Below are 23,402 nucleotides of genomic sequence, written 5' to 3'. Positions count from 1 at the left end.
AAGATTTCTTTAAAAATATTCTTTCCATTAAAATTACGAAATTAAAACATATGAAATAATAGTTTTTAGGAATCTTAACGAATTTTATAACATAAATAGTAAAAAGATAAAAGATAAAAGATAAAAGATAAAAGATAAAAGATAAAAGATGTTGTTGTTAAAATTCAATAGAGGTGGCTTTTAACCCATCTAACAATAAAATATTGATCCATTGGCTTTAGCCAAAACTTAAAAATATAAATTTTAGACCTCCAGATTTAAACCTTCAATCCATTGATTATTAATGTTTTTCACTTTCATTTTCTAATGAAACTAATTACTTTTTAATTCTATTTTAAAATAATAAACACTCAATAATTTGATGAAAGAAAAGAAAATATTTCAAAGATAATCAGTTGTTTGTAGTTTTTCTTAACAAATATTAGTATTTGTAATTAAAAATTGGCACTTTAATTGACTATCACTTGATAATTATTTTTAAAGTGGAATGAAATGAAAAAGTTAATATTAACAGCATTATTGGTTGGGACATTCAGTTTAAGTTATGCCCAGTCAGATTATTATAATGATTACAGAAGGAGTATTTCAGATATCAACTGGCAAAGAGTGATTACCGACCTTGTTCTTTCGACAACACAAGCCAATCAGATCTATGTGCTGAATGACAGATACCATGATTATGATACATGGAACAGAGTGTATGTTGTAGAGCCGGGAAGATGGAGAAACGACCGTTATTCGGAGCTGGAAAGAATTCTGGGGAGAGAAAAGTACATCATCTTTAAAAAGAAATACTACAGAGGACAAAACCCTGTAATTGTTTACGGAAGAAACAAAAACGATTATAAAAAATACCGTAAACAACAGGAGAAGTATTATAAAAATCAGGAGAAATACTACAAAAAACAAAATAAACATCATGGTCACGGACATGATGATGATTGGGATTAGATTATTATCAACTCAATATTCACTTTTAAATGGCTGGCAGGATTGTCAGCCATTTAATTTTTTAATCCCGTAATTATTATGATTTAATTTGTTTGATTTTTATAACTTTGATCTATGGAATCACACGAATCACTGAATGGTTTTTATGAAAGGAATGCTCCTAACCTGGCATCACAATGTGTTGGGGTGAATAAAATGGGGCACTTCAATGTCTTTTCACGGGAATATTGCTCTCCACATACTCCTTACAGCAGGAGAGATTATTATAAGATTTCACTCATCATTGGAAAAGGGAAACTTCATTATGCTGATAAATGGATCAAAGTAGATCGTCCCGCCTTATTGTTTTCCAATCCCATTATTCCTTATTCCTGGGAAGCGGATGATGAAGATCAGAAAGGTTGGTTCTGCCTTTTTACCGATCAGTTTCTGCATAACGGAAGTCGTATAGGAAATCTTCAGGATTCTCCGCTTTTCAAAATTGGGGGAACTCCGGTTTTCTTTGTCGATGAAGAACAGCAGAAGATACTTTCTGAGATGTATACCAAAATGATGACTGAGATTCAGTCGGATTATATTCACAAGTATGATATACTGAGAGCATATCTTCATCTGATGATTCATGAAACGATGAGAATGCAGCCGGCAGAAAGTTTTGAGCCTTATCAGAATGCTTCACAAAGAGTAGCGTCCTTATTTATGGAACTATTGGAAAGACAATTTCCTATCGACAGCCCTGAGGCTTTTTTGAAATTAAAAACTCCGAATGATTATGCTCAGACTCTTTCCATTCATGTGAATTCTTTAAACCGTTCGGTAAAAGAGATTACAGGGAAAACAACCAGTCAGCAGATTACCGGAAGGATTATTCAGGAAGCCAATGCCTTATTGAAACATACAGACTGGAATATCTCTGAGATTGCCTATGGATTGGGCTTTGAAGAACCTGCCTATTTTACCAATTACTTTAAAAAACAGACCGGAATTACTCCCAATGCATTAAGAATGGATGTTGTTTGAATTTTATAATTTTTAGTTTGAATTCTATATCGTGGCAGGTTTCCGGATGTTCTAATTTTGTCATATAAAATTAAATCATACCTATCATGAAATTTAAAAAATTAGGAAACACAGAAGAACAGTTATCAGCAATCGGTTTAGGATGTATGGGAATGAGCTTTGCTTATGGTCCTACAGACGAGCAGGAAAGTATCAATACTCTGCACAGAGCATTGGACTTAGGAGTAAACTTTTGGGATACAGCAGATATGTATGCCAATGGAGAAAATGAAAAACTGATCTCTAAAGTTTTAGTCCCAAACAGAGATAAGATTTTTATTGCAACCAAATTTGGATTCAGGTTTAAAGATGGTAAAGCAAGCCACAGTGGAGCTCCCGGAACGTATTTCGACGGTTCTCCGGAATGGATCAGACAGGCCGTAGATTTAAGCCTCCAAAGATTAAAGATCGATACTATTGACTTGTATTATGCCCATAGAGTAGACCCTAATGTTCCTGTAGAAGAAACCGTAGGTGCTATGGCTGAGTTGGTGAAAGCCGGAAAAGTAAAATATATCGGATTATCTGAAGCCTCTGCAGAATCCATCAGAAAAGCTAACAAAATTCATCCTATTGCAGCATTACAGTCAGAATATTCCATCCTTACGAAAGATGTTGAAAAAGATATTTTACCAACCATCAGAGAGCTTGGAATTTCTTTAGTTCCTTACTCACCGTTGGCGAGAGGTCTTTTTACCAATATTTATGAGGTGCAGAATTTGGGTGATGATGACTTTAGAAAATCATTACCACGCTACCAGCAAGAATATCTTGAAAATAATACCAAACTGGCTAATGAGATCAATGAGTTGGCGGCTTCCAAAGGCGTAAAAGGAACTCAGCTTGCACTGGCATGGGTGTTGAATCAGGGAGACGATATTATCCCGATTCCTGGTACGAAAAGAATTAAATATCTTGAAGAAAATATTGCAGCTGTCAATATTGAGCTTTCTCAATCAGATCTGGATACCATTGATGCGATCCTGAAAAAATACCCGAACGTAGGGGAAAGATATACAGAAGGTTCAATGAAATTGGTCAATAACTAAAAGACTATAATACAAAAACTGAGTTCCCGATCATGAAAGGAGCTCAGTTTTTTGTTTTGATAGTTAAAATGAACAGAGCTAAGCTATGAACAGAAGAGAATTATTAAAGAACGGATTATTAGCGGGAACATTAAGTATGATCCCTTTTTCCGGTTTAATGGCAGAAAAGAAATCCTTTATTGAAAAAACTGAAGATGATCTTTCCGGTTTTAAAAAATTAAAGCTTGGAGAACTTGATTTATTTGTACTTACCGATGGGTATATCCGTGAAGAAAATGTGAACACATTTGCTCCGAGAGCCAATGTTTCGGAACTGAAATCGATTCTTAAAGATCATTTCAGACCGGATCATTATATTGATCTGGCGATGAATATCCTTTTGATTAAAACAAAAGATAAGCTTATTATGATGGATGCCGGAATGGGGAATTTTGCTGATGAAAGAACCGGATTTTTACTAAAAAGCCTTCAAAAAGCAGGGTTCTCTCCAAAAGACATTACCGATATTTTTATTTCTCACGCACATCCTGACCATATTGGGGGCGTTATCGATAAAAAACAGAATCTGGTTTTTCCGAATGCCAATATTTTCATTTCAAAAATTGAACATGATTTCTGGATGAAAGCTTCCCTTAAAGATTTTAATAACAGTGCTTTGAAAAATAACCCTGAAGTTCTCAATCAGATTATTCCTGCTCTTCAAAACATATTAAAGACCATTCAGCCGAAACTGAAGTTCTATGATTTTGAGAATCCGCTGTATAAGTATTTCAGTTTTCAGCTGGCTCCCGGTCATACCCCAGGTTTAACCATTACCACAATATCTTCGGGGAATGAAAAGCTATTGTATATTGCTGACCTTATCCATTCTGATATCATTCTTTTTCCTCATCCTGACTGGGGTTTTTCCGGAGACACTGATCTGGATATTGCAACCGCTTCAAGAAGAAAAAATCTTCAGCAGTTGGCAGAAACTAAGACCAGAGCATTTGCCAGTCATTTACCATGGCCTGGACTTGGATTTACAAAAACAAAATCCGGCGCATTTGAATGGTTTCCGGAAAGTTTTATGAATTAGGTAATAGGTAATAGGTAATAGGTAATAGGTGGCAGGGATTAGGGATTAGGGGGGATAAATAGAAACGAGTGATCTCAATCAATAGTAATGAGGAGCTTAGGATTCCCCTCCTCCGGAGGGGTGGCAAAAATTCAAAGAATTTTTGACGGGGTGGTTAACTAAACGGAATGGTTAATCATGCGCATAATCCAATCAATAGAAGCGGACTTTAGTCCGCTTTTTTAATAGATATTTATTCATTCGGTTTTAACCAAAACTTATTGATCATTAGCTTTACACAACAGATCCTCCCGGGCAACGAGAGGATCTGTTTTAACATAAGAAAAAATTAGAGTTTATCATTAAGCCTCTCCGAATATCAATTCAGGAGAATAGAGTTTTCTGAACATCAGATAAGTCATTGTGAGCACAGAAAAAGCGACTATAGCATCTATTGTAGACGGAAAACCAAGTACCGCTATTTTTGAAAAGAAAGCAAAGAGAATATCAAAGAACATTCCTGCAAATACCCATTCTTTCAGTCTTAATAATCTATTGGGAAGAAGAAGAACCAGAACTCCTGCAATTTTAAAAACACCCAATATATAAATAAAATGAGGAGGATAGCCAAGCTGTTGGGTAATGTCCCATACAACCGGATTTTTTGTAAGTTCAAAGAAACCACTAGCTCCAAACCAAAGTGACATAAAAATGGCTCCTGCCCAATAGATGATTTTTGTTGTTTTTGTTTTCATTGTTGTAGTAATTTTAATTGTTAATGATGTAAAAAATTATTGAAAAGTTGTTTTTGCTGATCCTGAAATTTTTCCGGTTTTAACATTCTGAATAAAGGCTATGACTTCCCAGTTCTGTGGTGAAAAACCTTTCGGAAGTTTGAATGTTGTTGTTCCTCCCTGTTGCTTATTCAGCGAGATCTGGTTTTGCTGGTGTACGATTTGCCAGTGATGCAGATGACGTCCTTCATTTTCACCTTTTCCTACCTGAGTGGAAGAATGTTTTTCAACCAGATTAACCAGAAGCATGCTCTGAGGATCAAGGGAAGACGTTTTATACTGCACATCAATTTTATTCTGTGAAACATTTGCAGATAATTCTACATTTGTTTTTTTAGCGGCAAACAAAGCTTCCTGAATAGCATTTTTGATATTGCCCTCATCAGAACCTACAAATTCCTTTTGTCCGTTGACTACCAGCTGTGGAGTGTAAACCTGTGAATTTAATATACGACTGTACTGTTGTTGTCGTTGAGAGTTTTCAGAACTGCTGAATCGGTCTTTCCATCCAAGGCGGTTCCAGTAATCCACATGGTAGGAGAGTAGATATACAGGTTCGTCCTTATATTCTTTTTCAATTTTTCCCATCAGCTCATCAGCAGGAGGGCAGCTTGAACAGCCTTCTGAAGTAAAAAGTTCTAAAACAGCAAATCCATTATTCTCAGAAGCTTGAGATTGTGATGTCTTTTGTTCTTTATTTTGATGAATAAATGCTGAGGTAGCAAATAGTAATGTTGTGAAAGCGCTTACTGTGATTAAGTTTTTTAGTATCATGTCATTTAATTTGATTCAAAAGTAGATACTTCGAAAAGGCAAAAAAATGCAAAAAAAGCTCAACCGGACAAATTAAGAGGTGAACCCGGAAATTGTGAGGGGAAGTATTTTAAGGCTGGATGCTGGAAGAGGGAGGAAGGAAGTTTTTGGAGTGCAAAGAGGAATTGATGTTTATATTTTTTGATAGTAAAAATATGAGCAACGAAGCTTAAAAAATTAAAACAAAAGAAAACCCTGATCATCTCAATCAGGGCTATAATTTATTTAAATAAGACTTTTATAGATCATAATGCCTTCAAGTACTTCCAGCATCCAACCTCCAGCTTCCTTTCTCCTTTACCTATCCTCCAGCCATGTGAAAAAACTATGGGTCTTTTCTTTGTTAATCAAAAGTTTTTCAGGGGTTTCAATGGTAAGCTTTACCAGTATTTTACGCTGAAAATAATGTTCCATTTCCTTAATCGCTTTAAAATTAACAAGATATTGGCGGTTAACCCTGAAGAACTGCTTGTCAGAAACCTGTTCTGCTACCTGGCCCAAAGGTTGGGTAAGAGGAAACTGCTCTTTGGCAAACGTAACAAGATGAGTAATCTCATTATGGATATAAAAATAGGCAATATCTTCTGTAGGAATCGTTGTATATTTTTGATTTTTAAAAACCAGAAAACTGCTTTTACCTGTAGGTTGATTCATTTTCTGTATGATCGATTCCAGATCCGGAAGATCATTTTTCTGGAAGAATTTTTTCAGTTCGTCAACTTTTCTCAGGGCTTCGGCAATATCTTCTTTTGAAAATGGTTTTAAAACATAGTCAACTCCCTTACTTTTAAAAGCATCCAGCATATACTGATCAAAAGCAGTACAAAAAACCACAGGGCAGGTAATATCAACCGATTTGAAAATTTCAAAGGAAAGTCCGTCCGAAAGATGGATATCCATAAAAATAAGATCAGGTTTGATTTCCTTTAAGCCTTCAATACTTGTTTCAATACTGTCATAAACACCCAGTATTTTTGAGTCCGGTTTTAGGTCTGAGATTAAATTCTGAAGAGATTTCGCTGCCCGGAATTCATCTTCAATAATGATTATATTCATGGATTAATGGTAGTTTTATCTGAAACGTTTTTTCGTCTGAATTAATGATGATATCTTTTTCCAGCAAGTGTTTATAGCGCATTTTAATGTTGTCCAGCCCAACTCCCAAAGAATCTTCGGGGTTTACTTTTCGCTGGATAGGATTTTCGATCACAATATGATTATCAGCAGTATAAATTTTAATATGTAATGGTCTGCTCTGCGAAACAATATTATGTTTGATACAGTTCTCCACCAAAAGCTGAAGCGTAAAAGGAGGAATAAGAGTTTGAGCGGTTTCTGTTCCAAGCTCGTTGGTAAACTTAATTCCTTCTCCAAAACGGGCTTTCTGAAGAAACAGATAAGAATCTACTATTCTCATTTCTTCCTGAACGCTGATTAAATCCAGTTTTCTGCTTTCAAGAGTAAATCTGTAAAAATCAGATAGTTTTACAATAAAATCAACAGTTTCTTCATCACGCGTTTCGGCCATTAGTTTTAACGTATTCAGACTGTTGAACAGAAAGTGTGGATTGATCTGCTGCTTTAACAATTCATACTGAGCTCCTAAATTATCGCTTTTTACCTTTTCCAGTTCAAGCTGTACCTGTTGTCCTGTGTAATTATTCTGAAGTAGGTTCAGGAACATATAGCACACCAGATTGATCAGAATTCCTCTTACCTCAATCATCAGCATCACCGGACCAAAATTAATATGGGAGAGAATCAGCTGTTGAATCCATGCCAGACCAAACATAATTACCATCCCAAAAGCGAGTACCACCATCAGTCTCGAATAAGAAATATGCTGTCTTCGTTTTTTCGTGCGGTTCAGCATATAAATATTAATGTACCACATGATCACAGAAAATGCTGCTGTAATGGCTGAGTTTACCACGGCTTCTTTCCAGTTGAATTGATGGGATGCCAGCTGAGGTACGGATGATAAAATACCCAGGAAAATGGAGCTTATCCAGATAATGGATTGTGAGATTTTAATTTTTTGCTGTTGCATGAAATCTGCTGATTTGAAAAGGTTAAATTAATCTTTTTTATTTAAAATATTATGATAAATAGTGAAACTGTAGTTTTTTATTAAGGCCTGCTTGCAGGGCGGTAACTCATAAAATACTGTACTCTTTCTTTTTTATTGAGAGGACTGTTTTGTGAAAGATCATTTTTAAGATCATAAGAAACGTTTCCGGCATTGTCAGCCTGAACAGTTTCAATACTTACCAATTCTCCGGTGATGGTTCCACCAATGTATTGAGGATTATCATGATATTTCCAGGTTACCAGTTTCATGACAGCACCTGCTTCAGGGGTCTGGCTTTCCTTTGATAAAGCTTCCAAAGCTTTTTCATTTCCATATAAAGCCGACATGGTTTTGTTCTTAGGGTTTAAAGAGTTGGAGATGAATTTCAGATGGCCAGGATCAAAAACAATCCTCGAAAGACCATTATTTGTATCATTGTTTTTTTTGCTGCAAGCGGTAATAGCAATAAGACTTACCAGTAAGATGAAGATCGTATTTTTCATTTTTTCTGTAAATTTTGGATTAATCTTTGGGTATTGACTTTCATCGGAACATCAAACAGATAACCTGTTTTTTCAGCCAATTGTCTGTGACAGGCAATACATGATTCTTTGGCGAAAGATGCTGTTTTTCCTGTTGGATGGAGATCTTCTCCGGAGAATTTTGCAAATCCCCAACCCTCAGTATCTTGATATTGCTTAGAATCTTTTACCATAAACTGTGCATTGATAAATTTCCCGGGTCTGATTTCTCCGTTAGGAAATTCCTGTTGTTTCCATACCGATTTTACGACTATACTTCCATCTGGCCATGGATGAAAGTTTTCTGTTTCCACGGCTTTCACAGCAATATCATTTCCATAAATTACACGGATAGAATTATCAAAAAGAGTACTCATGCTGATGACCTTCCAGTTTTTAAAATCAGGAGTGTATTGAACTCCATTGGGAGAAACCGGAAACTTTGCTGATGCTGGAGTTGATACAGTTTGAGGTGTTTTCATCTTTGTTTGAGCTGATGGCTGTACTGAGGATAGTGAAAGCGTATATTTTTTAATTGTTTCAATATCTTTTTCTGTTATTTTAGCAGAAGGGTGCAGCAGCGTGTATTCATGAAGAGGCATTTTTCCGCTTTGCATCATATTGAGAATGGCGTACATTTTTCCTTGATTTTCAGCAGGAGATTTTCCCCATTCTGAAAAGTTCAGGACTTCTCTGGCTCTTTTAATATCTTTATTCACAGCCCATGAAACAGGAGCTATTTTATCATACCAGCTTAAATTCTGCTGATTGGAATGACAGCTGAAACATGAGTTTTCAAGAATACTTATCACTTCCCTTGGGGCTTCAATCTTTCCTGTAACCGGTTTTCCTTCCAAAGGTCTGCTGAATAGCTGCAACCCTCCGAAGATTCCTAGTATAGCCAGAAAGACAATGGCAATGGGATTTCTTTTTTTCTTTACGATATCCATAATGAGTATTGTTTTATTTTTCTGGATCAAAAGTAGGTGGGTATTGTATGTTGTGAAACGGAAAACAGGCTGATCCGGACAAATCAAAAGGCGAATCCTGAATTTTTAACCCCGAAAATACACATGAAAAATCCCGGCAATTGTTTTACCGGGATTTGATGAAGACTGTAGTTTATAAAGTAATACCACCGTCTATTATAATTTCAGTTCCGGTGATATACCCGGAAGATTCGTTATCTGATAAATAAGTAACCAGCTTTGCAACTTCTTCAGCTGTCCCCATTTTCTTCAACGGAATCTGGGCAATAAGATGGCTGGTAAGATTTTTTAAGGTTTCTTCATCCAATCCAGCTTTGTTCATAATTTCGGTTTGTATAGGACCGGGGCTTATCATATTCACTCTGATTTTTCTGGGAGCTAATTCTGCTGCTGCTGTTTTGGCAATGGAATTCAACGCGGCTTTGCTTGCCTGATAAGCAGAACTGTTCGGCTTATAGGTAGAAGCAACAATAGAAGATAAAAAGATAACAGATGCTCCATCATTCAATAAAGGAATGAATTTGCTTAGCGTAAAATAGGCTCCCCTGAAATTGATGTTCATCACCTGATCAAAATTTTCAACATCCATATTTTCAATAGGTGTCAGAGTTCCGGTTATTCCTGCATTGATAAACAGAATATCTGCCTTACCGAACTTTTTCTCTACTTCTTTCTTCAACAGATCAATATCATCAAGATTAGCCTGATCTGCGATGAAAGGGATTGCTCCAAGCTCCTGAGCTGCTTTTTCTACAGCTTCTTTCCGTCTTCCGGTGATGATTACGGTTGCTCCTTCTGAAATGAGTCCTTTAGCGGCAGCGAATCCGATTCCGCTGTTTCCTCCTGTTACGATAGCCAGTTTATGGGTTAATTTTTTCATTGTAAAATTTTTTGACAAAGTTATTTCAAAATGATATACTTTTGTAACCAGTATCACAGAGTATACCAGTATAACGAATGATATCACTTAACTTTGCAACTATGGAAAGAGATCAGACAGAAGAACTTAGAGCCCTGCAGGATACCCTTTATTTTATCGGAGGGAAATGGCGAATTCCCGTGATCAATTCACTGTGTAACGGAAACAGACGGTTCAGGGAAATTGAACGCAGTATTCCTGGAATTACCACCAGAATGCTTTCAAAAGAACTGAAAGATATGGAACTGAATAAACTGCTAAAACGCACCGTTTATCCGGAAACTCCTGTTTTAATAGAATACGAACCTACAGAATACTGCCGGACTTTTGGAAATATCATCCAGGAAATGATCAACTGGGGGAGAGAGCATAGAAGAGTGATTGTAGAGGATAGGTAGCGGGTTGTAGGGATTAGGGATTAGGGATTAGGGATTAGGGATTAGGGAGCGCTGGACTTTGATGAGTAAGTATGTGTTCAGTATTCCCCTCTTTCGGAGGGGTGGCAAAAATTCAAAGAATTTTTGACGGGGTGGTTTTAACATGGAGATGATATCCACAAAAAAAGCTCCTTAAAAAAGGAGCTTTTAATTGTATATCAGAACGAAAATTAGATTCCGTCAATGATTTCATTTAAAACAGTGCTAGGTCTCATTGCTGCATACGTTTTATACGTATCAGTTTTGTAGTACCCTTCAATGTTCTGAGGTTTACCCTGAGCACCAATTAATTCAGCATTGATTACCTCTTCGTTTTCCTGCATTGCCTGAGCAACAGGAGCGAACTGAGCTGCCAATTCAGCATCTGCAGTCTGGTTAGCTAACGCTTCAGCCCAGTACATTGCTAAATAGAAGTGAGAACCTCTGTTATCAATCTGACCTACTTTTCTTGCAGGAGATTTGTCTGTAGCTAAGAATTTAGCATTAGCCTCATCCAATGCGTCAGCTAGAACCTGAGATTTCGTGTTCCCCTGAGTTTGTGCAAGGTGCTCTAAAGAAGCCTGAAGTGCTAAGAATTCACCAAGAGAATCCCATCTTAAATATCCTTCTTCTAAGAACTGCTCAACGTGTTTTGGAGCAGAACCTCCGGCACCAGTTTCAAATAAACCACCACCGTTCATTAATGGAACAATAGAAAGCATTTTTGCAGAAGTACCCAGCTCAAGGATTGGGAAAAGGTCTGTTAAATAATCTCTCAATACGTTTCCGGAAACAGAGATTGTATCTTTACCTTCTCTAGCTCTCTTCAACGTTTCTGTCATAGCATCTTTTACATCAAGGATTCTGATGTCAAGACCTGTTGTATCGTGATCAGCAAGATATTTCTCTACTTTTTTGATGATTTCTCTGTCGTGAGCTCTTCCTTTGTCTAACCAGAAGATCGCAGGAGTATCAGATAATCTTGATCTGTTTACCGCTAATTTTACCCAGTCCTGGATAGGAGCATCTTTAGTCTGACACATTCTGAAGATGTCATCTTTCTCTACTTTCTGAGAAAGAAGAACGTTTCCAGCCTCATCCTGAACTTCTACAGTTCCGTCAGCTGCTAATTGGAAAGTTTTATCATGAGAACCATATTCTTCAGCTTTTTGAGCCATTAAACCTACGTTTGGAACAGATCCCATAGTGGTAGGGTCTAATTTTCCATGCGCTTTCATATCGTCAATTACAGACTGATAGAAACCTGCATAAGAACGGTCTGGGATGATACAAACAGTATCTTCTTCGTTTCCGTCCTTATTCCACATTTTACCTCCACCTCTTACAAGAGCAGCCATAGAGGCATCAACGATGATGTCAGAAGGTACGTGGAAGTTAGTAATTCCTTTGTCAGAATTTACCATTGCCACTCTAGGTCCTTCAGCAAGAGCTTTTTCAATATCAGCTTTGATGTCAGCCTCCTGAGCATTTCCTTTGATTTTGTCGAAAAGATCTGCAAGACCGTTATTTGGATTGATGTCTAAAGACTTGAAAGTCTCAGCATATTTAGTGAATACTTCTTTGAAGAAAGTCTCAACGATAGCCCCGAAAATAATTGGGTCAGAGATTTTCATCATTGTCGCTTTAAGGTGGGCAGAAAGAAGTACATTTCTTTTCTTAGCTTCCTCAATTGCTTCCTGAACAAATACTCTTAATGCATTTAAGTTCATTACAGAAGAATCAATTACTTCACCAGCCTGAAGACCAGCGAAATCTTTTAATACAGATTCAGAACCGTCGTTTCCTTTGAATACGATTCTGTATTTTGTAGCATTTTCTAATGTTGTAGAAGTTTCTGTACCGTAGAAATCACCATTGTTCATGTGAGCTACGTCAGTTTTGCTGTCAGATGCCCAGTTACCCATTCTGTGAGGGTTTGCTTTTGCATAGTTTTTAACAGCTTTTGGAGCACGTCTGTCAGAGTTTCCTTCTCTTAATACAGGGTTTACAGCACTTCCTAATACTTTCGCATATTTAGCTTTGATTGCTTTTTCTTCGTCATTTTTAGGCTCTGCAGGATAGTTTGGAACTGCGAAACCTTTACCTTGTAATTCAGCAATAGCTGCATCCAATTGAGGTACAGAAGCAGAAATGTTAGGTAACTTAATGATGTTTGCATCAGGTTGTGTTGCCAATTCTCCTAATTCTGCCAAAGCATCACCGATTTTTTGATCGTCTTTTAAAAACTCAGGGAAGTTAGCTAAAATTCTTCCTGCCAGAGAAATATCCGGAACTGCAATTTCGATATCTGCTGATTTTGTGAAAGCTTTTACGATAGGTAAAAACGAGTGAGTAGCCAGCATTGGAGCTTCATCAGTAAGTGTGTAATAGATTTTTGATTTTTCTGACATTATACTGTTATTTTTTATTTGAAATTTTAAGTCCCACAAATTTAGTAAATATCATTGTTTTATTTAAGATATTTCCATAAAAAAAACACGCTTTTGACTCTTTAATTTTATATCTGTATAATTTATGCTTCACTTCCTTTCATAATTATTTTAAAAACAATTTTACAATTTTCATAAGCTGAACTTTTTGCCCATAAAATCTTCATTTTTTAGAGTATGGAAATAGTGAACTTTTGTTTGGAAACTTGATTATCAAATGGATAAATTTTATTTTCACTTTAAGATTAATTTAACCATAATAAAACGGATAAAATTTTCTTTTTTGATTAAATTTGAAAAACTTTAAAAATAATATTATGTCCACGACAATCACTTTAAAAGGAAACGAAGTACACACAATAGGAACATTGCCATCAGTAGGAACTACAGTAAAAGACTTTACACTGGTAGATTCAGGGCTGGCTGTAAAAACTCTTGAAACTTTTGCAGGAAAGAAAAAAGTATTCAATATTTTCCCAAGCATTGATACACCTACCTGTGCTGCTTCTTCCAGAAAATTCAATGAAGAGGCTTCAAAACTTGATAATACGGTTATCATCAATGTTTCTAAAGACCTTCCATTCGCATTAGGAAGATTCTGTGCAGCTGAAGGATTGAATAATGTGGAAACACTTTCAGACTTCAGAAGCAGTTTTGGAGATGATTATGAAGTGACTATCGCAGACTCTCCTATGAAAGGATTATTGAGCCGTGCCGTGATTGTAACAGACGAAAACAATAAAGTAGTTTATACAGAGCAGGTTCCGGAAATTGCCAATGAACCTAATTATGATGCCGCTCTGGCAGCATTGAAATAATAAAATAATTTTTGTAGAAAAGCCTTGTGAATGTAAATTTTGCGAGGCTTTTTTTGAATATAACACCTAATCAAATCACACCAAATGACGTCAAATAATTATAAGAAATATGGAGAACTTTTTCAGGTAGATTCAGATCACTTTGAAGAATTCTACACTTTACTTCACGATACAAAACTTTTAAAATCTGATTTTTTTCTGAAACAAGGTGAAAAATGCAAGTATCTGGGCTTTATTAAAAAAGGAACCATCAGATCTTTTTACATCAACGATCAGGGACGTGAAATCAATTTCGGATTCTATTTTGAGAATGAATTTTTTACAGATTATGAAAGTATTCTCTGCGATACTGTATCTAATATGAATATTCAGGCGCTGGAAAACTGTGAAATTTTACTGCTGAGTAAAGATAGTCTGCAGGATTTATACAAGAAAGAAGCTTACTGGCAGCAATTCGGGAGAATGATGAGTGAAAAGATCTATCTGGATGCCAAAAAACGAATCGATGATCTTTTATGCTTTTCCCCAGAAAACAGATATCTCAATTTAGTTAAAAAACAGCCTGCACTCTTTCAGAAAATTGCCCAGAAACACATTGCCAGTTACCTTGGCGTAACAGAACAGTCACTCAGCCGTATCAGAAGCCGTATCGTTAATTAACTTAAGTTAACGTTCACTGATGTTTTAAACCGTAGCTTTATCATCATCAAACATCATCAAATTTTAACACAATCATTATGGAACAAAAAGATTTAACCATTATTTTGGTACACGGAGCATGGGGAGACGGATCACACTGGCAGTACATTATCCCTTCACTGACAAAAGCAGGGTATAAAGTAAGAAGTGTTCAGAATCCATTAACATCGTTACAGGACGATATTAACAAGACAAAAGATCTTATTGATGCCCAGGAAGGGAAAGTACTTCTGGTAGGACACTCTTATGGTGGTGCTGTTATTTCAGGAGCCGGACATCATGATAAAGTTGCAGGGCTGGTTTATATTGCGGCTTTTGCGCCAGATGCAGGAGACAGTCTGGGATCTCTGTTAGGAAGAAGAGAATCTCCAGGTGGAGCAAGTATTTATCCTGATAACAAAGGTTTTTTATGGATTAAATATGATGAATTTAAATCTGCTTTCTGTCAGGACTTAGACGATGAAAAAGCTTTGGTAATGTCATTATCACAAAAACCTATTCACGGACAATGTTTTGGTGATGTAGCAGGTGAACCGGCATGGAAAATGCGCCCAAGTTGGTATCAGATCTCTTTGCAGGATCGTATGATCCCTGCAGAAACAGAAAAAGAAATGGCAGAACGCCTTGAACCAAAGAAAATAATCTCTTTAGATGCAGGACACGCTTCATTGGCATCACATCCGGAAGAAGTTACTCAATTAATTTTAGAGGCAGCTGCTTCCGTTTAATACAAAATACAGTACAATAATTGATTAAGCCTTGTGAATTTTACGTAATTTCACAAGGCTTTTTTTAATGAAAAAATACTTTAGAAATGGTAAAAAGAATAGTAGCCAATATCAATACAAGTGATCTTTCCAGAGCCAATCAGTTTTATCAGGATATTCTGGAACTGGATGTTTTGATGGATCATGGATGGATCAAAACATTGGGTAATAACGAGGAGGCAAAAGTTCAGATCAGTTTTGCTGAACAGGGAGGAAACGATACAGAAGTTCCTGATCTTTCCATTGAAGTAGATAATGTGGATGAAGTCTTTGACAAAATGAAAAATGCCGGCTTTGAAATCACTTACGAACTCACCAATGAAGACTGGGGAGTCCGCAGATTTTTCGTTAAAGATCCATTTCAGAAACTGATTAATATACTGTCTCACCAATAAATAAAAGTACAATGAAAGCAGATAGAATTATTCCTGTATTAAGAATTTTCGATTATCGGAAAACAAAAGAATTTTATGTAGACTGGCTGGGATTTGAAATTGTATGGGAACATTATTTTGATGAAAATACACCTGTTTATATGGAAGTGAAAAAAGAGAATATCATTTTCCATTTAAGTGAACATCATGGGGATGGAACACCTGGAACAAAGGTGTCGATCTGGGGTGAAGGCGTTCCGGAATATCATAAGGAACTGATTGAAAAAAAATATAAATACAACCGTCCGGGACTCGAAAAAACGTTTTATGGCGCTATATCCTTTACGGTAACTGATCCTTTTGGGAATACAATCACTTTCGAAGAAGAATATGATGAGGCAAAACACAAAGACCTGCAATTGTATTCACATGAATGATTCCACTCAAACAACATAACTGATTTTTAGTAAATTATGTTTTCAAATATACATCAGGAATTTGAAGTCCCGGAAGAACTCCGGGATACCATAAAATGTTTTTGGTATAACAGAAGAGATTATGGAGAAGAACTGTCAGAATTTACAGTACTGCCGGATGGTTATGCCGAAATTATCTTTCACTTTGGCAGCGGATGCAGTATTTCTCATCAGGGAATTTTGCAGGCTTTACCTTCTCCGTTTATCATGGGATTACTCAATCAGCCTGCTCTTTTTCATGCTCAAAATCAATTGGAAATCATCGGAATCAGGTGTTTTCCATGGGCAGTTTTTGACTTATTGGGACTTTCATCAGAAAAAACAGAAAACGGAGTTCATAGGTTTGAACATCCCGTTGCACAGCTTCAATCTGCCTTGAATGACTTTATTACTCGGGGAAAAATAGAGGACGCTATCTTTCAGGTAGAACAATATTTTCTGAAATTACACTCACAGATTACCATAGACAGCCTGCTTTTCAAAGCCGGTGCGGCTATGAGAAAAAATTACGGAGCTATTCCAGTAAATCAAGTTGCTGATTCTGCCCATACAACAGTTCGGACATTAGAAAGAAAATTCAAACAGTCTTCGGGACACACTGTAAAAGATGTATCCGGAATTATGCGTTTTGAACAGATAAGAAACCGCTTATGGGATGCTCCTGAAACTTCTATTGCGGCACTCGCACAGGAATTTGGATACACCGATCAATCTCACTTAAGCAGAGAATTTAAACGATACAGCGGTTCTACACCCGCAGCTTTTGCAAGAGAAGCAAGAAAAAGAAAACAAGCGATAAGCAATGATTTTGTCGCATTTGTACAAGCATGATACAACTGCATTCCTGAATTTTGTGACATAATAAATACATCACAAAATTATGGTGCTGAATCATAAAAAAGTAGCCATCATCGGCGCAGGCCCAGTGGGTTTAACCATGGCAGTCTTATTACAGCAAAAAGGCGTTGAAGTAAATGTTTATGAAAGAGATCTGAATGCACAGACAAGAGTCTGGGGCGGTACATTGGATCTTCATAAAGAATCAGGACAGAAAGCCATTAAAAAAGCGGGTCTGTTGGATCAATATTATGCTACAGCCTTACCTATGGGAATAAAAATATCCGATGAACAGGGAAATGTTCTGTTTACAAAAGAAATTACTCCCGAAAATCAATATGAAAATCCTGAAATCAACAGAAATCATCTGAGAGAAATGCTGCTTGGCAGTCTGGCAGATGATACCGTAATCTGGGAAATGAATTTTACCGGAATGGAAGAACATGACGGAAAATGGCTGCTTCATTTTAAAGATAAACCTGATGTGACTGCGGATCTTGTTATTGGTGCCAATGGTGGAATGTCCAAAGTAAGAAAATACGCCACGGAAGCAGAAGTGGAAGAAACCGGAACTTTTATCATTCAGGGAGATGTTCCACAGCCTGAAAAAGCTTGTCCCGAATTTTTCAACTGGTGTGAGGGGAAAAGACCAATGGCCGCGTTTGAAGGAAATTTATTGGTAGCCAATCCTTATAATAACGGAGCTTTGACGTATGGAGTCATATTCAAAAAGCCTGAGGAATGGAAAGAGGGCTGTAATTTGGATTTTAAAGATACGGAACAGGTACGCCAGTTTCTTTCTGAAAGATTGTCTTCATGGAATGAGCTGTATCAGCAGTTATTTCTTTCAACTTCTTTTTTTGTAGGGTTGCCGACAAGGAAAATTCCATTAGACAAACCCTGGAAAAATAATCGCCCTTTACCTGTAACCCTGATTGGGGATGCTGCTCATCTTATGCCTCCTTTTGCAGGACAGGGAGTGAACAGCGGACTGATGGATGCTTTAATTTTATCGGAGAATTTAACTGAAGGAGCCTATCAAACTATATCCGAAGCCATTAACGCTTACGAAAAAGAGATGTTTCTTTATGCTGGAGAAGCACAGCTGGAATCCAGCAAAAATGAACTGGAAATGCGTGATGTCAATTTCTCCTTTACAAGCCTTATCCAATAATTAATGATTCGGATCATTAAAAAATAAGGGGAATAAAACTTACCTTTACATTTTAATAATAGAATGAAACGTTCAGGAACAGCAGATTTACCTCTTCACTATGGCAAAGTACCGCCATGGTTGTATGAGCGTATGTCTGTTCTGGGACTGTCCATTATTGAAGTTATTCTGATGGATTACGGTAAAGATGAGGTTTTGCGTCGATTAGCAGATCCATTCTGGTTTCAAAGTTTTGGTGCGGTGATGGGGATGGACTGGCATTCTTCAGGAATTACCACTTCCGTTATGGGAGCATTGAAACGTTCTATTAACCCTAATTCACAATCTCTGGGACTTTATATCTGTGGTGGAAAAGGGAAATTCTCCCGTGAGACTCCATCAGAACTGATCAGGATTGCAGATAAAACCGGATTGAACGGGACAGATCTTGTAAGAGCCAGCAAACTTTCTGCAAAAGTAGATAATACAGCCATTCAGGATGGTTATCAACTATATCTGCACAATTTTATTCTGTCAGATAACGGAAACTGGAGCGTCATTCAACAGGGAATGCATGAATCTGATGGAACAGCAAGAAGATATCACTGGCATTCCGAAAACATCACTTCATTTGTAGAAAAACCTCACACAGGAATCAATGGAATTTCAAGAGGTCGAATTCTTAACCTTACTGATACCGAAGCTTCAGAAAACAGAAAAGGCATTCTGGATATTTCCCATACCGATTCGGCTGAGATTATGAAGGATTTTGCAAGACTGATTCTTCCTGCTCATCATGATGTTCAGGCTTCTGATGTAGATTTGAAACGATTGGGAGCACTTTTATACGTTACCAGAGAACAGCAGCCTCAGAATTTTGAAGACTTGCTGATGTTGGAAGGAGTAGGACCAAGAACCATGCAGTCATTAGCTTTGGTAAGTGAAGTGATTCACGGAGCGCCTTCAAGATTTGCTGATCCGGCAAGGTTTTCCTTTGCTCATGGCGGTAAAGACGGACATCCTTTCCCTGTTCCGATTAATACTTATGATGAAAGTATCAGCATTCTCAGAAAAGGAATAGAAAAGTCCAAACTGGGAAATTCTGATAAATTAAACTCTTTAAATAAGCTTCATCAGATCGTAGCTGAAGCAGAAAAGGATTTCACTCCGGATTTTGATATCCAGCAGGTCATTGAAGAAGAAAGACAAAACTCATGGCGTTTAGGTGGAAAAACCGTATTTGGAGATGCCCAGAAACCTAATCCTCCAAAAGCGATCCAGCTTTCTTTATTTTAAAGCAAAAGTTTTATCATTCTATTACCGTCGACTAAATGTTTTACCATTCCCATCCTCCGGAAGGGTGGCAAGAATTCAAAGAATTTTTGACGGGGTGGTTTTAAAATGACTGTTTAAAAATATTTGGTCTTAAAGTAGTATTTATTATAGTGTAATACATGGCTTTTTATAAAGATATTATATTCTTTGTTTAATGTTTTTTACTTTTAATTCAATTAAAAATTTTACTTTTAAAGACTTAAAAAAATGACACCAATGACCAATAAAGCTTTAGAAACCTGCTATGATTTCCCCTTTTTTTTCCCGGAAGAGCTTGCTGAAATATTTCAGGCTCATGAAAAAACATCTTTCCAGAAAGGTGATTTCATTCTTGAAGAAGGAAAAACGGCCAATGAATATTATATTCTTGAAAGTGGATTGGCGCGTTCCTATGTGAATGATTTCAACGGAAACGAAGTAACCACTCATTTTTTTGTAGAGAATGAAGTGATTATTGAGGTCTTGTCAATGTTTCAGAGAGTTCCCTCTCAGGAAAATATCGTTTGTATTACAGACTGTGAATGCTGGAGACTGGATTATGACACTTTCCAGGAGCTGTTCCATAAAATTCCAAACCTCAGAGAATGGGGAAGATCGTGGATGTCTCAGGAACTTTTTGCCTATAAACAAAGATCTGTAGAGATGTTTACCCTTTCTGCCACCAGAAGATACCTTAATTTGCTTGAGCAGAAATCTAAAGTCATCCAATTTGCACCCTTGAAACAAATTGCTTCCTATCTGGGAGTTACAGACACTTCTTTAAGCCGTATCCGTAAGGAAATCGTTTCCCATCCTAAGAAAATTTAAATCTTGCCCTATGACAAGTAGATTTTCATTGCACCTCGGTAATTTTGGATTACAGTTTAACACTAAAATTACAAAAAATGAAAATCAATCAAATTTATGTGAACCTTCCGGTGAAAGATGTACAGAAAACAAAAGAATTCTGGACTAAGGTAGGTTTTTCTATCAATGAACAATTCTCTGATGATAAAGCAACCTGTGTTGTTTTGAATGATACCATCTATGCTATGTTTCTGCAGGAAGATTATTTTATGACCTTCACCAATAAACCTGTTGCCAAAGAAAATACCAGTCAGGTTCTTGTAGCAGTAGGCTTAAACAGTCGTGAAGAAGTGGATGCAATAGTAAATACCGCTGTAGAGAACGGAGCGTGGCAACATGAAGAGCCTCAGGACTACGGGTGGATGTACCAGAATTCTTTCTGGGATCTGGAGGGACACGGCTGGAATATTACTTTTGCTGATCTGTCTCAAATGCCGACAGAATAATTTCAGATCAAATTAAAATCAAATCTTGTCCTATGGCAAGCATAATCTTACCATATTCTGGTAATTTTGGATAACAATCACCACTAAAATTTACAAAATGAACATTACCGATATTTACGTCAATTTACCCGTAAAAGACGTTCAAAAAACTAGAGAATTCTGGACAAAGCTTGGCTTTTCTATTAATGAACAGTTTTCAGATGATAAAGCAATATGTGTAGTGATGAAAGAAAATCATATTTACACGATGTTTCTCAAAGAAGAGTTTTTCCAAACCTTTACCAACAGACCTTTTGCAAAAGGAGATACTACTCAGGTACTTCTTGCCATCGGGGCAAACAGCCGGGATGAAGTAGATAGTATGGTAAAAACAGCCATCGAAAACGGAGGTTCAAAATACAGTGAACCCGTAGATTACGGATGGATGTATCAAAGCAGTTTTGCGGATATCAATGGCCATCAGTGGGAAGTAATGCATGGAGATGTCTCTCAGATCCCTGCTGAATAGTCTGCTCAAATCACAAATATATACATCCAATGGAAACACAGTCAAACGATATAGAAATCATAAAAAATCAGGTAACCAGTAACTATTATGTGATTACGTTGAATATAGATGGTATTACCCACGAAGAATCTATGATTTTTCCCAATGGTGAAGCCAATTGTATGAACTGGATTCTGGGGCATTTGATCCAAATCAGAAATCCTTTATTGAATATTTTAGGAGAAGAATCTGTCTGGGACAGTGAAAAATTTTCTTTCTATAACAGAGGAGAAATGCCTTTAGATCGAAAAGATGAATTAGTCAACTTTGAAGATTTAAAATCTTATCTGAAACAATCTCAGGATAAGCTGGAAGCAAAACTTAGTAATCTTGAGCATTTTCAATCTGAAATGGTTAAAGATATATCAACGCTAAGCCTTCATGAAATCTATCACAGCGGACAGTTGGGCTATCTCCGAAGAATTTTAGGAAAACCTGGAGCAATAAAATAGCATGTTATTTTTAGATTCCTTGCTTTGCTCGGAATGACAAGTACATCGCTGACATATTTAGTATTACATTTTTAGAACAGTCAATTTTATCGAAGATAAAATCCCCGCGCCTTAAAAACGCATGGTTTGTAAAACTCTTAGCGCCTTTGCGTTTCTCCAAAATTCTAACCTTTAATTTCTAACTTCTAATCTATAATTAAAAATGAACACACCAAAATCAAAAAAAATGGAACTCGTCATTCCGGCTTACAGAATGCATTCCCAGAGCTTTATGAATGTTTTGGACGGTATTTCGGAAGAAGACGCCTTGAAAAGAATTGAAAATAAAACCAATCACATCGTATGGATGGCAGGAAACTTTATCAACATGCGCTATGGATTAGGCTGGGTACTTGGGCTTCGGGACGAAGATCCTTACAGCGATTTATTTTTCCAGGGAAAAGCACTGGATGAAAGCTTTAAATATCCAACGCTGGCTGAATTGAAAGAAAATTTTCACTCAATTTCTGCTAAAGTATATGAAAAACTTTATGAAGTAACCGATGAAGAACTGGATGAAATATTTGAAATAGGAATGAATATCCCTTTCATTAAAGAAACAAAACTCAATTTTGTCGGAATGTGTATCGGCCGTGAAGACTATTTATGCGGACAGATAGGTTTAATGCGCAGAATTTTAGATTATCCGGGAATGAAGTATGATGTGGATGAAAATCTTAAATATTAATGATGAATCCAATAGAAAAAGGCTATAAAAAAGTCAACGGAATCCAATTGTATTACGAGATCTATGGATCAGGAAAGCCTTTGGTATTGATCCATGGCGGTGGCTCTTCCATGCTCTATGATTTTAAAGAAGTCATTGAAAGAATGGCTGACCAATTTCAGTTGATAGGAATCGATTTACAAAATCACGGAAGAAGTGAGCATCGGGATATTCCAGAAACATTTGAACAGGATGCTGATGATGTAGCCGGAATTCTAGCAGAACTTACTATCGGGAAAGCTTCATTTTGGGGATTTAGCAACGGAGGAAGTACCGTAATGCAGATTGGCCATCGTCATCCGGGAATAGTTGAAAAATTGGTCATTGCTTCAGCTTTTTATAAAAGAAGTGGAATGATAGATGGCTTTTTTGAAGGCATGCAGGAAGCCACTTTCGAATCAATGCCAGAAACTTTTAAAATTAATTTTTTAAATCTCAATCCGGATTTTTCAAAACTGGAAAACCTTTTTGAGAAAGACTGCACAAGGATGCAAACGTTTGAAGATTGGGATGATGAGGTGCTGACGTCTATAAAGTCACCCACATTATTTATCAGTGGAGATCAGGATGTGATGAAGCCGGAACATACTGCAGCAATGTGGAGGCTGGTAAAAGGTTCACGATTAATGATTCTTCCTGCCACTCATGGCACTTATATGATGCCGGATTTTGACGGAAGTCTGGATACCAATCTAATAGACTTTACCGTCAGAGAAGTGGCGAAATTTTTAAACCATTAAGTATTTTTTATTCATAGTAAATTAATTAATTCTTAATGGATCAACAGTAGAAACAAT

Annotated in this window: 27 protein-coding genes; 19 read left to right on the top strand and 8 right to left on the bottom strand. The window is 36.8% G+C overall.

Features of this window, described 5'->3' with window-relative positions; all coding sequences use genetic code 11:
* The first annotated feature begins 492 nt into the window (after positions 1-492).
* From BUE84_RS14065 to BUE84_RS14050, 4 genes are all read left to right on the top strand, one after another.
* Positions 493-951: a hypothetical protein gene (locus BUE84_RS14065; RefSeq protein ID WP_034697280.1), complete on the top strand. Its 459-nt coding sequence runs from the start codon at positions 493-495 to the stop codon at positions 949-951.
* 114 nt (positions 952-1,065) lie between these two features.
* Positions 1,066-1,971 carry a helix-turn-helix domain-containing protein gene (locus tag BUE84_RS14060; RefSeq protein WP_079242174.1) on the top strand — a complete coding sequence of 302 codons (906 nt, stop codon included), beginning with the start codon at positions 1,066-1,068 and terminating at the stop codon, positions 1,969-1,971.
* Between the two features lie 86 nt (positions 1,972-2,057).
* Complete coding sequence (locus tag BUE84_RS14055; protein WP_079242173.1) at positions 2,058-3,059, top strand: aldo/keto reductase; 1,002 nt, start codon at positions 2,058-2,060, stop codon at positions 3,057-3,059.
* 85 nt (positions 3,060-3,144) lie between these two features.
* A complete protein-coding gene (locus BUE84_RS14050; RefSeq protein WP_079242172.1) occupies positions 3,145-4,137 on the top strand; it encodes an MBL fold metallo-hydrolase in 993 nt (330 codons plus the stop codon).
* 341 nt (positions 4,138-4,478) lie between these two features.
* Here the strand turns inward: BUE84_RS14050 and BUE84_RS14045 are convergent, their stop codons facing one another.
* From BUE84_RS14045 to BUE84_RS14015, 7 genes are all read right to left on the bottom strand, one after another.
* On the bottom strand, positions 4,479-4,871 hold the full coding sequence (locus BUE84_RS14045; protein ID WP_079242171.1) for a DoxX family protein: 393 nt from the start codon (positions 4,869-4,871) through the stop codon (positions 4,479-4,481).
* Positions 4,872-4,907: 36 nt separating this feature from the next.
* The gene (locus BUE84_RS14040) at positions 4,908-5,684 is read right to left on the bottom strand and encodes a DUF1223 domain-containing protein (RefSeq protein ID WP_079242170.1); all 777 of its coding nucleotides are present in this window, start codon (positions 5,682-5,684) and stop codon (positions 4,908-4,910) included.
* 336 nt (positions 5,685-6,020) lie between these two features.
* Positions 6,021-6,779 carry a LytR/AlgR family response regulator transcription factor gene (locus BUE84_RS14035; RefSeq protein WP_079242169.1) on the bottom strand — a complete coding sequence of 253 codons (759 nt, stop codon included), beginning with the start codon at positions 6,777-6,779 and terminating at the stop codon, positions 6,021-6,023.
* A complete protein-coding gene (locus tag BUE84_RS14030; RefSeq protein ID WP_079242168.1) occupies positions 6,760-7,773 on the bottom strand; it encodes a sensor histidine kinase in 1,014 nt (337 codons plus the stop codon). Before BUE84_RS14030 ends, BUE84_RS14035 begins: the two co-directional genes overlap by 20 nt.
* A gap of 80 nt (positions 7,774-7,853) precedes the next feature.
* Positions 7,854-8,297, bottom strand: coding sequence for a hypothetical protein (locus tag BUE84_RS14025; protein WP_079242167.1), 444 nt, complete (start codon positions 8,295-8,297; stop codon positions 7,854-7,856).
* Entirely contained in the window at positions 8,294-9,265 is a 972-nt protein-coding gene (locus BUE84_RS14020) for a heme-binding domain-containing protein (RefSeq protein WP_079242166.1), read from the bottom strand. Before BUE84_RS14020 ends, BUE84_RS14025 begins: the two co-directional genes overlap by 4 nt.
* A 172-nt stretch (positions 9,266-9,437) precedes the next feature.
* On the bottom strand, positions 9,438-10,184 hold the full coding sequence (locus tag BUE84_RS14015) for an SDR family oxidoreductase (protein WP_167595392.1): 747 nt from the start codon (positions 10,182-10,184) through the stop codon (positions 9,438-9,440).
* Between the two features lie 101 nt (positions 10,185-10,285).
* Between BUE84_RS14015 and BUE84_RS14010 the strand changes: the two genes are divergently transcribed.
* On the top strand, positions 10,286-10,621 hold the full coding sequence (locus tag BUE84_RS14010) for a winged helix-turn-helix transcriptional regulator (protein ID WP_047377604.1): 336 nt from the start codon (positions 10,286-10,288) through the stop codon (positions 10,619-10,621).
* A gap of 209 nt (positions 10,622-10,830) precedes the next feature.
* Here BUE84_RS14010 and BUE84_RS14005 read toward each other — a convergent pair whose 3' ends face one another.
* On the bottom strand, positions 10,831-13,050 hold the full coding sequence (locus BUE84_RS14005; RefSeq protein ID WP_079242165.1) for an NADP-dependent isocitrate dehydrogenase: 2,220 nt from the start codon (positions 13,048-13,050) through the stop codon (positions 10,831-10,833).
* Positions 13,051-13,406: 356 nt separating this feature from the next.
* On the opposite strand from BUE84_RS14005, the gene tpx reads away from it, so the two are divergent.
* From tpx to BUE84_RS13935, 14 genes are all read left to right on the top strand, one after another.
* Positions 13,407-13,907: a thiol peroxidase gene (gene tpx / locus BUE84_RS14000; RefSeq protein ID WP_079242164.1), complete on the top strand. Its 501-nt coding sequence runs from the start codon at positions 13,407-13,409 to the stop codon at positions 13,905-13,907.
* Between the two features lie 84 nt (positions 13,908-13,991).
* Positions 13,992-14,567, top strand: coding sequence for a Crp/Fnr family transcriptional regulator (locus tag BUE84_RS13995; protein ID WP_079242163.1), 576 nt, complete (start codon positions 13,992-13,994; stop codon positions 14,565-14,567).
* Between the two features lie 77 nt (positions 14,568-14,644).
* Positions 14,645-15,334, top strand: a complete 690-nt coding sequence (locus BUE84_RS13990) for an alpha/beta hydrolase (RefSeq protein ID WP_079242162.1) — start codon at positions 14,645-14,647, stop codon at positions 15,332-15,334.
* An 86-nt stretch (positions 15,335-15,420) separates the two neighbouring features.
* Entirely contained in the window at positions 15,421-15,768 is a 348-nt protein-coding gene (locus BUE84_RS13985; RefSeq protein WP_079242161.1) for a VOC family protein, read from the top strand.
* Positions 15,769-15,779: 11 nt separating this feature from the next.
* Positions 15,780-16,184, top strand: coding sequence for a glyoxalase superfamily protein (locus BUE84_RS13980; RefSeq protein WP_079242160.1), 405 nt, complete (start codon positions 15,780-15,782; stop codon positions 16,182-16,184).
* A gap of 36 nt (positions 16,185-16,220) precedes the next feature.
* The gene (locus tag BUE84_RS13975; protein ID WP_079242159.1) at positions 16,221-17,054 is read left to right on the top strand and encodes a helix-turn-helix domain-containing protein; all 834 of its coding nucleotides are present in this window, start codon (positions 16,221-16,223) and stop codon (positions 17,052-17,054) included.
* Positions 17,055-17,103: 49 nt separating this feature from the next.
* Positions 17,104-18,234, top strand: a complete 1,131-nt coding sequence (locus BUE84_RS13970; protein ID WP_099049846.1) for an FAD-dependent oxidoreductase — start codon at positions 17,104-17,106, stop codon at positions 18,232-18,234.
* A gap of 63 nt (positions 18,235-18,297) precedes the next feature.
* The gene (locus BUE84_RS13965) at positions 18,298-19,509 is read left to right on the top strand and encodes a DUF763 domain-containing protein (protein ID WP_079242157.1); all 1,212 of its coding nucleotides are present in this window, start codon (positions 18,298-18,300) and stop codon (positions 19,507-19,509) included.
* 255 nt (positions 19,510-19,764) lie between these two features.
* The gene (locus BUE84_RS13960; RefSeq protein WP_079242156.1) at positions 19,765-20,355 is read left to right on the top strand and encodes a Crp/Fnr family transcriptional regulator; all 591 of its coding nucleotides are present in this window, start codon (positions 19,765-19,767) and stop codon (positions 20,353-20,355) included.
* A gap of 77 nt (positions 20,356-20,432) precedes the next feature.
* A complete protein-coding gene (locus BUE84_RS13955; RefSeq protein WP_079242155.1) occupies positions 20,433-20,840 on the top strand; it encodes a VOC family protein in 408 nt (135 codons plus the stop codon).
* A gap of 97 nt (positions 20,841-20,937) precedes the next feature.
* Complete coding sequence (locus tag BUE84_RS13950; RefSeq protein ID WP_079242154.1) at positions 20,938-21,348, top strand: VOC family protein; 411 nt, start codon at positions 20,938-20,940, stop codon at positions 21,346-21,348.
* 29 nt (positions 21,349-21,377) lie between these two features.
* Positions 21,378-21,839, top strand: coding sequence for a hypothetical protein (locus BUE84_RS13945; RefSeq protein WP_079242153.1), 462 nt, complete (start codon positions 21,378-21,380; stop codon positions 21,837-21,839).
* Between the two features lie 226 nt (positions 21,840-22,065).
* Positions 22,066-22,566 carry a DinB family protein gene (locus BUE84_RS13940; RefSeq protein ID WP_238594263.1) on the top strand — a complete coding sequence of 167 codons (501 nt, stop codon included), beginning with the start codon at positions 22,066-22,068 and terminating at the stop codon, positions 22,564-22,566.
* The gene (locus BUE84_RS13935; protein ID WP_238594262.1) at positions 22,566-23,345 is read left to right on the top strand and encodes an alpha/beta fold hydrolase; all 780 of its coding nucleotides are present in this window, start codon (positions 22,566-22,568) and stop codon (positions 23,343-23,345) included. Before BUE84_RS13940 ends, BUE84_RS13935 begins: the two co-directional genes overlap by 1 nt.
* Positions 23,346-23,402 lie beyond the last annotated feature (57 nt).

This window comes from Chryseobacterium indologenes, from assembly GCF_002025665.1.
GTDB lineage: Bacteria > Bacteroidota > Bacteroidia > Flavobacteriales > Weeksellaceae > Chryseobacterium > Chryseobacterium metallicongregator.
This window is presented reverse-complemented; position numbering and strand designations above follow the sequence as displayed.